Origin of the sequence: Streptomyces sp. SID9727 (genome assembly GCF_010550605.1) — a bacterium.
Lineage (GTDB): Bacteria > Actinomycetota > Actinomycetes > Streptomycetales > Streptomycetaceae > Streptomyces.
Genome location: NZ_JAAGNI010000208.1, coordinates 20,331 through 33,000, shown reverse-complemented (window position 1 = coordinate 33,000; position 12,670 = coordinate 20,331). Strand labels below are relative to the sequence as shown.

10 protein-coding genes are annotated in these 12,670 nt (G+C 72.5%); 2 read left to right on the top strand and 8 right to left on the bottom strand.

Annotation, left to right across the window (positions count from 1 at the left end; all coding sequences use genetic code 11):
* Positions 1-153 precede the first annotated feature (153 nt).
* From G3I41_RS13875 to G3I41_RS13865, 3 genes are all read right to left on the bottom strand, one after another.
* A complete protein-coding gene (locus G3I41_RS13875) occupies positions 154-2,028 on the bottom strand; it encodes a PQQ-binding-like beta-propeller repeat protein (protein ID WP_164400520.1) in 1,875 nt (624 codons plus the stop codon).
* Positions 2,029-2,270: 242 nt separating this feature from the next.
* On the bottom strand, positions 2,271-3,965 hold the full coding sequence (locus G3I41_RS13870; RefSeq protein WP_164400519.1) for a PQQ-binding-like beta-propeller repeat protein: 1,695 nt from the start codon (positions 3,963-3,965) through the stop codon (positions 2,271-2,273).
* A 90-nt stretch (positions 3,966-4,055) separates the two neighbouring features.
* Positions 4,056-5,867, bottom strand: a complete 1,812-nt coding sequence (locus G3I41_RS13865) for an ABC-F family ATP-binding cassette domain-containing protein (protein WP_164400518.1) — start codon at positions 5,865-5,867, stop codon at positions 4,056-4,058.
* Between the two features lie 124 nt (positions 5,868-5,991).
* Here G3I41_RS13865 and G3I41_RS13860 point away from each other — a divergent pair, with 124 nt between their 5' ends.
* Positions 5,992-6,627 carry a lipoprotein gene (locus tag G3I41_RS13860; protein WP_343242117.1) on the top strand — a complete coding sequence of 212 codons (636 nt, stop codon included), beginning with the start codon at positions 5,992-5,994 and terminating at the stop codon, positions 6,625-6,627.
* A 6-nt stretch (positions 6,628-6,633) separates the two neighbouring features.
* Here the strand turns inward: G3I41_RS13860 and G3I41_RS13855 are convergent, their stop codons facing one another.
* From G3I41_RS13855 to rsmI, 5 genes are all read right to left on the bottom strand, one after another.
* Positions 6,634-7,530: a 4-(cytidine 5'-diphospho)-2-C-methyl-D-erythritol kinase gene (locus G3I41_RS13855; protein WP_164400517.1), complete on the bottom strand. Its 897-nt coding sequence runs from the start codon at positions 7,528-7,530 to the stop codon at positions 6,634-6,636.
* Positions 7,527-8,411, bottom strand: a complete 885-nt coding sequence (gene rsmA / locus G3I41_RS13850) for a 16S rRNA (adenine(1518)-N(6)/adenine(1519)-N(6))-dimethyltransferase RsmA (RefSeq protein WP_164400516.1) — start codon at positions 8,409-8,411, stop codon at positions 7,527-7,529. Before rsmA ends, G3I41_RS13855 begins: the two co-directional genes overlap by 4 nt.
* Positions 8,412-8,446: 35 nt before the next feature.
* The gene (locus G3I41_RS13845; RefSeq protein WP_164400515.1) at positions 8,447-9,343 is read right to left on the bottom strand and encodes a TatD family hydrolase; all 897 of its coding nucleotides are present in this window, start codon (positions 9,341-9,343) and stop codon (positions 8,447-8,449) included.
* 34 nt (positions 9,344-9,377) lie between these two features.
* The gene (locus G3I41_RS13840) at positions 9,378-9,767 is read right to left on the bottom strand and encodes a hypothetical protein (protein WP_164400514.1); all 390 of its coding nucleotides are present in this window, start codon (positions 9,765-9,767) and stop codon (positions 9,378-9,380) included.
* 160 nt (positions 9,768-9,927) lie between these two features.
* Positions 9,928-10,824, bottom strand: coding sequence for a 16S rRNA (cytidine(1402)-2'-O)-methyltransferase (rsmI, locus tag G3I41_RS13835; RefSeq protein WP_164400513.1), 897 nt, complete (start codon positions 10,822-10,824; stop codon positions 9,928-9,930).
* A gap of 52 nt (positions 10,825-10,876) precedes the next feature.
* Between rsmI and G3I41_RS13830 the strand changes: the two genes are divergently transcribed.
* On the top strand, positions 10,877-12,655 hold the full coding sequence (locus G3I41_RS13830; RefSeq protein WP_164400512.1) for a phospholipid carrier-dependent glycosyltransferase: 1,779 nt from the start codon (positions 10,877-10,879) through the stop codon (positions 12,653-12,655).
* The last annotated feature ends 15 nt before the right edge of the window (positions 12,656-12,670 follow it).

The window sequence follows — 12,670 nt, the reverse complement described above, 5'->3', positions numbered from 1 at the left end:
CTGCGGGGCGCCGAATCCGCCGGGCGGCGGGTCCTGCGGCGCGCCGAAGCCGCCCTGGGGCGGGTCGTTGGGCGGCTGCTGGGGCGGCTGGGTCATGGCGTTGCGTACCTCGGGGAAGGGGGGCGGTCGGGTTCGTCCGGGTGGGGTGAGCCGTCAGTCGCCGAAGGCCATCATGGTCTTCGTCTCCAGCTCTTCCTTGTCGTTGCTCGCGCTGACCCGCCCGCTCGTGATGAACGAACGCCCGTCCGCGTACCGGATCTTCGGGTTGTAGAAGGAGCGCTCGATCTCCGAGGTGGAGTCCGGGTGCTTGAGCACCATCTTCGGGCTGCCGCCGGCCGGGGAGAGGGTGGCGATGCCGCCGCCCTTGCTGTAACCGCCTTCGACGTAGAGCAGCACGTTGCCGCCCTCCATGCCGAGCGGCTTCATGGTCTTCTCGGCGGGGGCGTCCGCCTTCCACTTCGTCTTGCCGGTGTTCAGGTTGAACGCGACGACCTTGTTGGTGCGGGCGGAGCCGCCCGAATCGTCCGACGTGGACATGTAGAAGGTGTTGGCGTCGGCCGCGACGCCGGTGCAGTCCTGGAGCTGCTGGCCGAAGATGGAGAAGCCGCCGCCGCACTCCGGGGCGAACTTGTCGTCCTTGTCACTGCTCAGCTTGGAGCGCAGCGAGCCGTTCTCGCGGAGCGCGATGACGCTCCACTTCTTGTCGTCGCTGTCGCCCTTGGTGAGGGAGACGATGAGCGGGGACACCGAGTAGACCTTGTCGACCTCCCAGCCGCGGGGCAGCTTGTAGGTCCACTTCGCCTTGCCGGTGCCGGGGTCGATCTCCTCGACCTCCTGCTGCGGGTTGTCGAAGTCGTCCGTGCGGCAGTTGACCGCGGCGATGAGCTTGGGGCCGCCGGCGAAGGCGTACGGCTCGCAGTTGCCGCCCCGCTTGCCGAAGACCTCCTTGCCGTCGCTGACCCGGTAGGCGTTGGACGTGCCGGTGCGGCCGGCCGTGACGGTGTCGCCGCTGATGGCCATGGAGAGGTCGGACATCATGTCGAAGAGGCCGCTCTGCTTGACCTCCTTCTTCCATCCGGTCTTGCCCGTGTTGAGGTCGATCTGCTGGAGGGCGGAGCAGTCGGCCTTGTCGGTGGTGCCGTTCTTGATCGCGATGACGATCTTGCCGTCGGCAGTGGTCTGCTCGGGCGCGGAGCAGATGTCGGCGGGCAGCTTGAGCGTCCACGTCTGCTTGCCGTCGGCGACCGAGTAGCCGGAGACCGTGCGGTACATGCCCTTGACGATGGTGTCGCCGACGATCCAGGGACCGTAGACGGTCGCGCCGTTGCGCGGGAGGTCGACGTCGTTCTTCTGCAGCCAGAGGACCTTGGCCTCGCCGTCCTTGCGGCCGCTGTTGAGGTCGTCGTCCTCCTCCCGGCCCGTGCCGTTGCCGTCGCCCTGGTCGACGGAGGCCGACCCGGACGGCTTCGCGGCCTGCTCGCTCTTCTTGGCGACCGGCTTGTCGTCGTCGCCGTCGCCGCCGCTCGTCGCGAAGTACACGCCGCCGCCGATGACCAGGAGCGCGGCGACCGCGGCACCGATGATCACGGCCGGCTTGCGCTTGAACGGGCTGCCGCCGCCGGGGCCGTTCGGACCGGGCGGAACGGGCGCGCCGGGCTGCTGCGGCGGGAAGCCGTAACCGGCCTGCGGCTGCTGGCCGTACGGACCCGGCTGCTGCCCGTACGGGCCGGGCTGCTGGTTGTACGGGCCGGGCTGCTGGTTGTACGGGCCCGGCTGCTGCCCGTAGGGACCGGGCTGCTGGGGCTGCTGCCCGTACGGGCCGGGCTGCTGCGGCTTGTCGTACGGTCCCGGCTGCTGCGGGTAGCCGTAGCCCGGCTGCGTGGGCGGCGGGGTCGGCGGCGCGGCGGGGGCCTGGGGCGGCGGCGGGGTCTGCGGCGGGCCCTGGGGCGGCTGCGGTACCCCGTGCGGCGGCTCCTGCGGAGCGCCGAAGCCTCCCTGCGGCGGTTGCTGTCCGGGCGGCTGGGTCATCAGCACGTCCCCCTTCGTGCGGTCCGGTGCCCGTTCCGGACTCCCCCGCGATCTCGCCGGCACCTCGGGGCAAGACCCCCTGGACCACGGCGAAATGGAGCGAATCGGGCATGGATCCCGCAGTGTCACGTCAGTCGAGCGGGACTTCTTTGTACCACCCGTCCGAGGACGCCTTCCGGTTCGGTCCACCCCTGTTCCCAAGGGAGGACCGGGCCGTGATGCCGTCGTGATGCTTCGGACCGTCAGCCGCCGAAGACCACGACGGAGGGCATGTCCACCTCGTCGTCGCCGCTGATGCCGCTGAGCCGTGACGGCGTCAGCAGGGCGCGTCCGCCGGTGTACACGATGCGCGGTTCGTAGATGCCGCGCTCCAGGTCGGCGCCGGACACCGGGTGGCGCTGGACGAACCGCGGGGTGCCGCCGGTGGAGGGGAGGACGGCGATCCCGCCGCCCTTGCCCTTGGCCGCGTGGACGTACATCAGCAGCTTGCCGTCCTCGGTGCGCAGCGGGGTGACGGCCTGGCCCTCCGGTGAGGCGGCCGACCAGCGGAACTTCCCGGTGGCCAGGTCGAACGCCGCGATCTTGTTGGCGTGGAGATCCCCGAACTCGCCGTAGTCGGTCCGCATGTAGAAGGTCTTCTCGTCGGCGGCCACGCCCACGCAGTTGTCCAGGTTCCGGCCGAGCGACATCATGTCCCGCTCGCACTTGAGCTGGAGGTCGCCCGGCCCGCCGGAAAGCTGGGAGCGGTAGGTGCCGTCGGCGTTGAGGACGAGTATCGCCCACTTCTCCGGCTGCTTCAGCGAGACGACGAGCGGGCTGACGGAGAGGATCTGGGCGACCTCCCAGTCCTTCTTGAGCTTGTACGTCCACAGGGCCTTGCCGGTGGCGGGGTCGATCCGCTGCACCTGCTGGTCCTTGTACTGGTCGTCGGCGGTGTGGCAGCTGACCGCCGCGATGGCCACCGGTCCGCTGGCGAGGCCGAACGGCTGGCAGTTCCCGGGCCGTTCGCCGAAGAGCCGCTTGCCGTCGCTGATCCGGAAGCCCTCGGTCCGGCCGGTGCGTCCGACGGTGACGGTGTCGCCGTTGGTGGACATCGCGAGGTCGGAGAGCCCGTCCCAGGCTCCCTCGCGGACGTACGACGTGCGCCAGCCGGCCTTGCCGGTCCTCAGGTCGACCATCTGGAGCGTGTCGCACTCGGCGTCGGCGGCGGAGTCGTGCCTGATCCCGAGGACGATCCGGCCGTCGGCGGTGGGCTGCGAGGGCGCCGAGCACATCGTGGCCGGCAGCCGGAGGCTCCACCGCGGGGTGCCGTCGGAGACCGAGTATCCGGTGACCGTGTGGAACAGCGCGCGGACGACGACGTCCCCGGCGAACCAGGGGCCGAACTGGTCCTCGCCGTTGCGCGGCAGGTCGATGCCGCCCTTCTGGATCCAGGCGACCTTCGCCTCGCCGGGCTTGACCCCGGCGTTGATGGTCCGGGCCTGCTCCTCCGGGCCGGCCACCGGCTTCCCGGTGGCCCCGCCCTTGGTCGGCGACGGCGCCACGGTGGGCTTCGCCGAGCGGGTCGGCCCGGCCAGGGGCTTGTCGTTGCCCCCGTCGCCGCTGGTGGCGAGCCAGATCCCGCCGCCCGCGAGGAGCGCCACGGCGACCACGGCCCCGACGATCTTCGCGGCCCGGCCCCGGAACGGCCCGCCCCGGCCGGGCGCCCCGCCGGGCGCGGGGGCGGCGTACTGCTGCTGGGTGGGCATCTGGTGCAGCCCCGGCTGCGTGTACGGGCCCGGCTGCTGGTCGTACGGGCCCGGCGGGGGCTGTCCGTGGCCCTGTGGCGGATAGCCGTAGCCGCCCTGGGCCGGCGGCTGGGTGTACGGACCGGTCGCCGGGTCGTACGGTGCTCCGAACTCGCCCTGCGGCGGCTGCTGTCCGGGCGGCTGGCTCATCGGACCCGTCCCCCTGTGGTGAAAGCGGCACGGTCCTGGCCCGCACCGGGCAAGGGTTCTTTGTACCACCCGCCCCACGCGTGACGACGCTCAGGCGTCCTCGGCCAGTTCCAGCCAGCGCATCTCCAGCACATCGCGTTCCGCGACCAGTTCGCGCAACTCGGCGTCGAGCTTCGCCACCTTCTCGAAGTCCGTGGCGTTCTCGGCGATCTGCGCGTGCAGGGTCGTCTCGCGGGACGACATCTTCTCCAGCTGCCGTTCGACCTTCTGGAGCTCCTTCTTGGCCGCGCGGGCCGCCTGCGCGGACACCGCGGGCGCCGGGGCGGCGGTCTGGGCGGCGGCGGGTGCGGCGGGGGCGGACGTCTCGGCCTGACGCTGCCTGCGCTCCAGGTACTCGTCGATGCCGCGCGGCAGCATCCGCAGCGACGTGTCGCCGAGCAGGGCCATGACCCGGTCCGTGGTGCGCTCGATGAAGAACCGGTCGTGGGAGATCACGATCATGGAGCCGGGCCAGCCGTCGAGCAGGTCCTCCAGCTGGGTCAGGGTCTCGATGTCGAGGTCGTTGGTCGGCTCGTCCAGGAAGAGCACGTTGGGCTCGTCCATCAGGAGGCGCAGGATCTGGAGCCGGCGCCGCTCACCGCCGGAGAGGTCGCCGACGGGCGTCCACTGCTTCTCCTTGGCGAAGCCGAACTGCTCGCAGAGCTGTCCGGCGGTCATCTCGCGCCCCTTGCCGAGGTCCACCCGGTCCCGCACCTGCTGAACGGCCTCCAGCACGCGCAGGTTCGGGTCCAGCTCGTGGACCTCCTGGGAGAGGTAGGCGAGCCGGACGGTCTTCCCGACGACGATCTTCCCGGCGGCGGGCTGGACCTCGCCCTCGGTGCGGGCGGCCTCGGCGAGCGCTCGCAGCAGCGAGGTCTTGCCGGCGCCGTTGACCCCGACCAGGCCGATGCGGTCGCCGGGGCCGAGCTGCCAGGTCAGGTGCTGGAGCAGGGTCTTGGGGCCGGCCTGGACGGTGACGTCCTCCAGGTCGAACACGGTCTTGCCGAGCCGGGCGTTGGCGAACTTCATCAGCTCGCTGGTGTCGCGCGGCGGCGGCACGTCCGCGATCAGCTCGTTGGCTGCCTCGATGCGGTAGCGGGGCTTGGCGGTGCGGGCGGGGGCGCCGCGCCGCAGCCAGGCGAGCTCCTTGCGCATCAGGTTCTGCCGCTTGGCCTCCTCGGTCGCGGCGATCCGCTCCCGTTCGGCGCGGGCGAACACGTAGTCGCTGTAGCCGCCCTCGTACTCGTGGACCGTGCCGCGCTGCACGTCCCACATGCGGGTGCAGACCTGGTCCAGGAACCAGCGGTCGTGGGTGACGCAGACCAGCGCGGAGCGGCGGGCCCGCAGATGCCCGGCGAGCCAGGAGATGCCCTCGACGTCGAGGTGGTTGGTCGGCTCGTCCAGGACGATCAGGTCCTGGTCGGCGATGAGCAGCTTGGCGAGCGCGATCCGGCGCCGCTCACCGCCGGAGAGCGGGGCGATGACGGTGTCCAGGCCGTCCTGGAAGCCCGGCAGGCCGAGCCCGCCGAAGAGGCCGGTCAGCACGTCGCGGATCTTGGCGCTGCCCGCCCACTCGTGGTCGGCGAGGTCGCCGATGACCTCATGGCGGATGGTGGCCGCCGGGTCGAGCGAGTCGTGCTGGGTGAGGACGCCCAGGCGCAGCCCGCCGCTGTGCGTGACGCGGCCGGTGTCGGCCTCCTCCAGCCGGGCGAGCACCCGGATCAGGGTCGTCTTGCCGTCCCCGTTGCGCCCGACGACACCGATCCGGTCGCCCTCCGAGACGCCGAGGGAGACACCGTCGAGCAGGGCACGAGTGCCGTAGACCTTGCTGACCTGCTCGACATTGATGAGGTTGACGGCCACGAACGCTCCAGCTGCGAGGAAGACTCCGGCCTTCCAGCGTAGTCGCCGCCGCGCGGACCTCCGTACGAGCGCCCGCCCGCCCCGGTGTACCTTGCGCGCAAACGATCAAGGGGCGGGGATGGTCATGACACGTCGTACGGTGCGCGGGCTGCTGTCCGCGCTGCTGGCTGCCGCCGCGCTGACCGGCTGCTCGTCGGACGCGGATTCCGCCGACGCCGCGAAACCGGGGAAGTCCGCCGGGGCGCCCGCCGCGAAGACCGCGGCGAGGAGCGGCACGGTCGGCGGCGCCGGTTCCGGCTGCGAGCTGCCGGTGACGTTCGACCTGGCGGAGGACTGGAAGCCGGAGGCCGTTCTTCCGGTCGACCCGGACTCGGAGCTGGGCGGCTTCCTCACGCAGGGCCCGGTCGACCTGGTCTGCGAGATCGACGCCAAGCCGGCCGGGCACATCGGCTACCTGCGGGTGTGGCAGGGCAAGGGTGGGGACGCCTCACCGCGCGCGGTGCTGGAGGGCTTCGTCAAGGCCGAGGAGAACACGTCCGAGGTCACGTACACCCGGCTCAGGACGGGGAAGCAGGCCGTGACCGAGGTGACCTACACCTTCCGCAGCCCGCTCATGGACGGGCCGCGCCTCACCCACGCCTTCGCCCTCGCCACCCCCGACGGCCCGGTCGTGGTCCACCTGGGCGGCCTGGACACGGACGAGCACGAGGACATGCTGCCGGCGTACGAGCTGGCGAGGAAGTCGGTACGGGTGGGCTGACAGGCCCTACCTGAGGACCGTCGCCCCCGGGGCCGGGGACACCGCCGTCCGCGCCGTGCGGCAGGTCCCCGAGGCGGTGAGGGCGGCGGCCACCGCGTGGGCCGCCGCCTCGTCCTCCGCGAGGAACGCGGTCGTCGGGCCCGAGCCGGAGACCAGGGCCGCGAGCGCGCCCGCCTCCGTGCCCGCCGCCAGGGTCGCGGAGAGGGCCGGGCGCAGGGAGAGCGCGGAGGCCTGGAGGTCGTTGCCCAGGGTGGCGGCCAGGGCCTTCGGGTCGCCCGACCGCAGCGCGTCGAGGAGGGCGTCCGAGGCCGCGGGTTCCGGGACCCGGGTGCCCGCCGTGAGGCGGTCGAACTCGCGGTACACCGCCGGAGTGGAGAGCCCGCCGTCGGCCACCGCGAACACCCAGTGGAAGGTGCCGCCGACCTCGACCGGGGTCAGCCGCTCGCCCCGGCCGGTGCCGAGCGCGGCGCCGCCGACCAGGCTGAACGGCACATCGCTGCCCAGTTCGGCGCAGAGGGCGAGCAGCTCCTCGCGGGGCGTGCCGGTCCCCCACAGCGCGTCGCAGGCCAGCAGGGCGCCGGCCCCGTCCGCGCTGCCGCCCGCCATGCCGCCGGCGACCGGGATGTCCTTGTCGATGTGGAGGTGCACGTCCGGCGCGATGCCGTGGCGCGCGGCCAGCGCGGACGCCGCCCGCGCGGCCAGGTTCGACGCGTCCAGCGGGACCTGCGCCGCGTCGGGCCCGGAGCAGGTGACGCGCAGGCTGTCGGCGGGGGTGACGGTGACCTCGTCGTACAGACCGACGGCGAGGAAGACGTTGGCCAGGTCGTGGAAGCCGTCCGGGCGCGCGGCACCGACCGCGAGCTGGACGTTGACCTTGGCGGGGACCCGTACGGTGACACTCACTGCGCGCTCCCGGTCTCGGCGGCGGGCTTGTTCTCGGCCACGGCGGCGAACTCCTCGATCGTCAGGGACTCGCCGCGCGCCTGCGGCGAGACGCCCGCCGCGACCAGCGCGGCCTCGGCGGCCGGTGCGGAACCGGCCCAGCCCGCGAGGGCCGCGCGCAGCGTCTTGCGGCGCTGGGCGAACGCCGCGTCCACCACCGCGAAGACCTCCGCCTTGCTCGCGGTCGTCGCCACGGGTTCGCTGCGGCGCACCAGCGAGACGAGCCCGGAGTCCACGTTCGGCGCGGGCCAGAAGACCTTGCGGCCGATGGACCCGGCGCGCTTGACGTCCGTGTACCAGTTGGCCTTCACCGAGGGCACGCCGTAGACCTTGTTGCCGGGGCGGGCGGCCAGCCGGTCCGCGACCTCCGCCTGCACCATGACGAGCGTGCGCTCGATGCTGGGGAACCGGTCGAGCACGGTGAGCAGCACCGGCACGGCGACGTTGTACGGAAGGTTGGCGACCAGTGCCGTGGGCGGCGGGCCCGGCAGCTCGCGTACGAGCATGGCGTCGGAGTGCACCAGCGCGAAGCGTTCGGCGCGGGCGGGCATCCGGGCGGCGACGGTGGCGGGCAGGGCCGCCGCGAGTACGTCGTCGATCTCGACGGCGACGACCCGGTCGGCCACCTCGAGGAGTGCGAGGGTCAGCGAGCCGAGGCCCGGGCCGATCTCGACCACCACGTCGTCCGGCCGGACCTCCGCCGTCCGCACGATCCGGCGGACCGTGTTGGCGTCGATGACGAAGTTCTGCCCGCGCTGCTTGGTGGGGCGTACGCCGAGGGTGTCGGCGAGTTCGCGGATGTCTGCGGGGCCCAGGAGGGCGTCGGGCTCAGTGCTGCTCACCTGTCAAGCGTACGGGGCCACCGCGGGGGCCCCGCTCAGTAGTCGAAGGCCCGGGCCGTGTTGTCCGCGATCGCCTCGGCCAGGGTGTCCTCGTCCAGCCCCTTCACCGCCGCCATCGCCCGCAGCGTCACCGGGATCAGGTACGGCGCGTTGGGCCGCCCCCGGTACGGCGCCGGCGTCAGGAACGGGGCGTCCGTCTCGACGAGCACCAGTTCCAGCGGGGCCACCGCCAGCGCGTCGCGCAGCGGCTGGGCGTTCTTGAAGGTCATGTTCCCGGCGAACGACATGAAGTAGCCGGCCTCCGCGCAGATCCGGGCCATGTCCGCGTCGCCGGAGTAGCAGTGGAAGACGGTCCGCTCGGGCGCCCCCGCATCGGCGAGGACGCGCAGGACGTCCGCGTGGGCCTCGCGGTCGTGGATGACGAGGGCCTTGCCGTGCCGCTTGGCGATCTCGATGTGGGCCCGGAAGGACTCCTCCTGGGCGGCCATGCCCTCGGGGCCCGTACGGAAGTGGTCGAGGCCGGTCTCGCCCACCCCGCGCACCTGCGGCAGCGCGGCCAGCGCGTCGATCTCGGCGAGGGCTTCGTGCAGCGCGGCCGTCCCGCCGCCTTCGCGCGCCCCCTGCCGCGACCACCCTCCCCCAGCCCCAGAGGGCTGGGAGGTGCCCCCCTGGTCGCCGTGCACGATGCGCGGCGCCTCGTTGGGGTGGAGGGCCACCGCCGCGTGCACGTTCGCGTGCGCGGCGGCGGTCTCGGCGGCCCAGCGGGACCCCTTCACGTCGCAGCCCACCTGGACCACGGTCGTCACGTTCACCGCGGCGGCCCTGGCCAGGCCCTCCTCGACGGTGCCGTCCTGCATGTCCAGGTGGGTGTGCGAATCGGCGACCGGCACCCGGAGGGGTTCCGGCAGGGGCGGGGCTTCGGTACGGCTCATGGCCACGATCGTACGAGGACCGGGGCGGTCCGCCCTACTTCCGGAACGGGTGCAGGAGATCGGAGAGGTGCCAGTGGTGTCCGGCCGACGGGGCGGCGGTGGCGGCCACCGGCTCCTCGGCCGGCTCCTCCGGGCGCAGCGGCCCGGCGGCGGGCTGGGAACGGTTCTGGTTGTACAGGAAACGCTGGATGTTGGAGACCCGGCCGGACCGCATGATCCGCACGACGTGCCCGCCGCAGTTGGCGCAGGTGGGGGTGGAGAGGGGCGAGGGCACCCGTTCGCCGTCCGCCCGGTAGACCACATAGGCGTGGCCGGACGGGTCGACGTGGTGCTCTATCTCGTACGCCTGCTCCCACCCGTGGCCGCACCTCATGCAGGCGAAGGCGTATGCCTCGTGTGCGGTGGCTGCTGTGATGTCGCTCATGCCTGCTCCTCTTGTCCGTCGGACAAGCACTCCGGGGAATGCGCCCTGCCTTCCAGTGGACGCCTTCTCCGGCGGGAGCGCACCGGGCCCTGTCGAGTGTTGGAGCGGTTTTGGGCTTCTCGTGGTCAAAGGGGCCGGTACGCGGCTCTCGCTTTGCTTTTCAGATTAGTCCTTTGCCGTCCGCATGGCCGGTCCGGGCGGCATTCTTTGCCGCGACGACGGCGTCGAACACCTCGCGCTTGGGCAGGCCCGCTTCGGCGGCGACGGCGGCGATCGCCTCCTTGCGCCTCTCCCCCGCCTCCTCGCGCACCCGCACCCTGCGCACCAGCTCGTCGGCGCCCAGGTCCTCCCCGCCGGAGGGCGCGCCCTCGACCACGACGGTGATCTCCCCGCGTACCTGCTCGGCGGCCGACCAGGCGGCGAGATCGCCCAGTGGACCGCGCTTGACCTCCTCGTAGGTCTTGGTCAGCTCGCGGCACACCGCGCCCCGCCGCTCCGCGCCGAAGACCTCGGTCATCGCGGCGAGGGTGTCGTCCAGGCGGTGCGGGGCCTCGAAGAAGACCATCGTGCGGGGCTCGCGGGCGACCTCGCGGAGCTTGGAGAGGCGCTCGCCGCCCTTGCGCGGCAGGAACCCCTCGAAGCAGAACCGGTCCACCGGCAGTGCGGACAGGGCGAGCGCGGTGAGCACGGCGGACGGGCCGGGCACGGCGGTGACCTTGATGTCCTGCTCCACGGCGGCGGCGACCAGCCGGTAGCCCGGGTCGGAGACGGACGGCATACCGGCGTCCGTGACCAGCAGCACGCGGGCCCCGCCGGCCAGCGCCTCCACGAGTTCGGGCGTGCGGGCGGACTCGTTGCCCTCGAAGTACGAGACGACGCGCCCCGTGGTGTGGACGCCGAGCCCCTGGGTCAGCCGGCGCAGCCGGCGGGTGTCCTCGGCGGCGATGACGTCGGCCGCCTCCAGTTCGGCGGCGAGGCGGGGCGGGGCGTCCGCCAGGTCGCCGATGGGGGTCCCTGCGAGCACGAGCGTTCCAGTCGTTCCAGTCACAGGACCCATCCTCCCGCACGGGGAACACCCCTCCCACAGACGTGTTCCCTACGATGGCGCGGTGACGAGTACTGCGCCCGAAGCCCGGCAGGGCGAAGACGCCGGGGAACAGCACGGCCCGGAGACGACCTCCTGGCAGCGGCGGCTGCGCCGCTTCGGCCATTCCCCGCGCCCGGGGATCGGGTTGCGGGAGCGGCTGATCCCGCCGTACACCCGGCCCGGGAACCAGCTGTGGGCGGTGCTCGGCGTGCCGCCGCTGCTCGCGGACCGGCTGGTGCGCTGGGCGGCGTGGGGCGGTCCGCTGCTGGTCGCGGCGGTCGCGGGGGTGCTGCGCTTCTGGAAGCTGGGCAGCCCGCACGCGGTGATATTCGACGAGACGTACTACGCGAAGGACTCCTGGGCGCTGATCAACCAGGGGTACGAGGGCGCGTGGCCCAAGGACGTCGACAAGCTGATCCTCAACGACCCCTCGCAGGTGCCGGTGCCGGCCGACCCCGGGTACGTGGTGCACCCGCCCGTGGGCAAGTGGATCATCGGCCTCGGCGAGCAGCTGTTCGGGTTCACGCCGTTCGGCTGGCGGTTCATGGTCGCCGTGCTCGGCACGCTGTCGGTGCTGATGCTGTGCCGGATCGGCCGCCGGCTGTTCCGCTCGACGTTCCTCGGCTGCCTGGCGGGCGCGCTGCTCGCGGTGGACGGGCTGCACTTCGTCATGAGCCGCACCGCGCTGCTCGACCTGGTGCTGATGTTCTTCGTGCTGGCCGCGTTCGGCTGTCTGCTCCTGGACCGCGACTGGGCCAGGGCCCGGCTCGCGGCGGCGCTGCCGGTGGACGAGGAGGGCGTGCTGCGCCCGGACGCGCGGGTCGCGGAGACCCTGCGCCTCGGCTGGCGGCCGTGGCGGATCGCCGCCGGTGTCTCGCTGGGCCTGGCCGCCGCCACGAAGTGGAACGGCCTGTACATCATGGTCGCGTTCGGCCTGATGACCGTGTTGTGGGACGTGGGCGCGCGCCGCACCGCCGGGGCCGTCCGCCCGTACACGGCGGTGCTGCTGCGGGACGTGCTCCCGGCGTTCGTCTCGGTGGTCCCGGTCGCGCTGGTCACGTACCTCGCGTCCTGGACGGGCTGGATCGTCCGGAACTCGCCGGACCGGCACGGCTACTTCAGGGACTGGGCGACGACCGACGGCAAGGGCGGCGACTGGACCTGGCTGCCGGACTGGCTGCGCAGCCTGTGGCACTACGAGCACCAGGTGTACGACTTCCACGTGCACCTGACGTCCGGGCACACGTACCAGTCCAATCCGTGGAGCTGGATCGTGCTGGGCCGGCCCGTCTCGTACTTCTACGAGGAGCAGAACGGCTGCGCGGAGTCGGTGACCGGGAAGTGCTCCCGCGAGGTGCTGGCGATCGGGACGCCGCTGCTGTGGTGGGCGGCCTGCTTCGCCCTGCTGTACGTGCTGTGGCGCTGGGCGTTCCGCCGCGACTGGCGGGCGGGCGCGATCGCGTGCGGGGTGGCGGCGGGATGGGTCCCGTGGTTCCTGTACCAGGAGCGCACGATCTTCCTGTTCTACGCGGTCGTGTTCGTGCCGTTCCTGTGCCTGGCGGTGTCGATGATGATCGGCGCGATGCTGGGGCCGGCGGCGGAGACGGGGCCACGGTACGAACTCGGGCTCGCGAAGTCCGATCCCTCGGGGGAACGGCGGCGGACGCTGGGGGCGGTGGCGGCCGGGGTACTGGTGCTGCTGATCATCTGGAACTTCATCTACTTCTGGCCGCTGTTCACGGGGACGTCGATCCCGGAGGGCTCCTGGCGGGACCGGATGTGGCTGGACACCTGGATCTGAGGGCCCCATCCCGCC

What these genes read in the sequence shown, in the direction of transcription:
- G3I41_RS13870 (WP_164400519.1), bottom strand. Translation starts at nt 3,965, where the DNA reads ATGAGCCAGCCGCCCGGACAGCAGCCGCCGCAGGGCGAGTTCGGAGCA.
- G3I41_RS13840 (WP_164400514.1), bottom strand. Translation starts at nt 9,767, where the DNA reads ATGAGCGACATCACAGCAGCCACCGCACACGAGGCATACGCCTTCGCC.
- G3I41_RS13845 (WP_164400515.1), bottom strand. Translation starts at nt 9,343, where the DNA reads ATGAGCCGTACCGAAGCCCCGCCCCTGCCGGAACCCCTCCGGGTGCCG.
- G3I41_RS13860 (WP_343242117.1), top strand. Translation starts at nt 5,992, where the DNA reads ATGACACGTCGTACGGTGCGCGGGCTGCTGTCCGCGCTGCTGGCTGCC.
- G3I41_RS13875 (WP_164400520.1), bottom strand. Translation starts at nt 2,028, where the DNA reads ATGACCCAGCCGCCCGGACAGCAACCGCCGCAGGGAGGCTTCGGCGCT.
- rsmI (WP_164400513.1), bottom strand. Translation starts at nt 10,824, where the DNA reads ATGGGTCCTGTGACTGGAACGACTGGAACGCTCGTGCTCGCAGGGACC.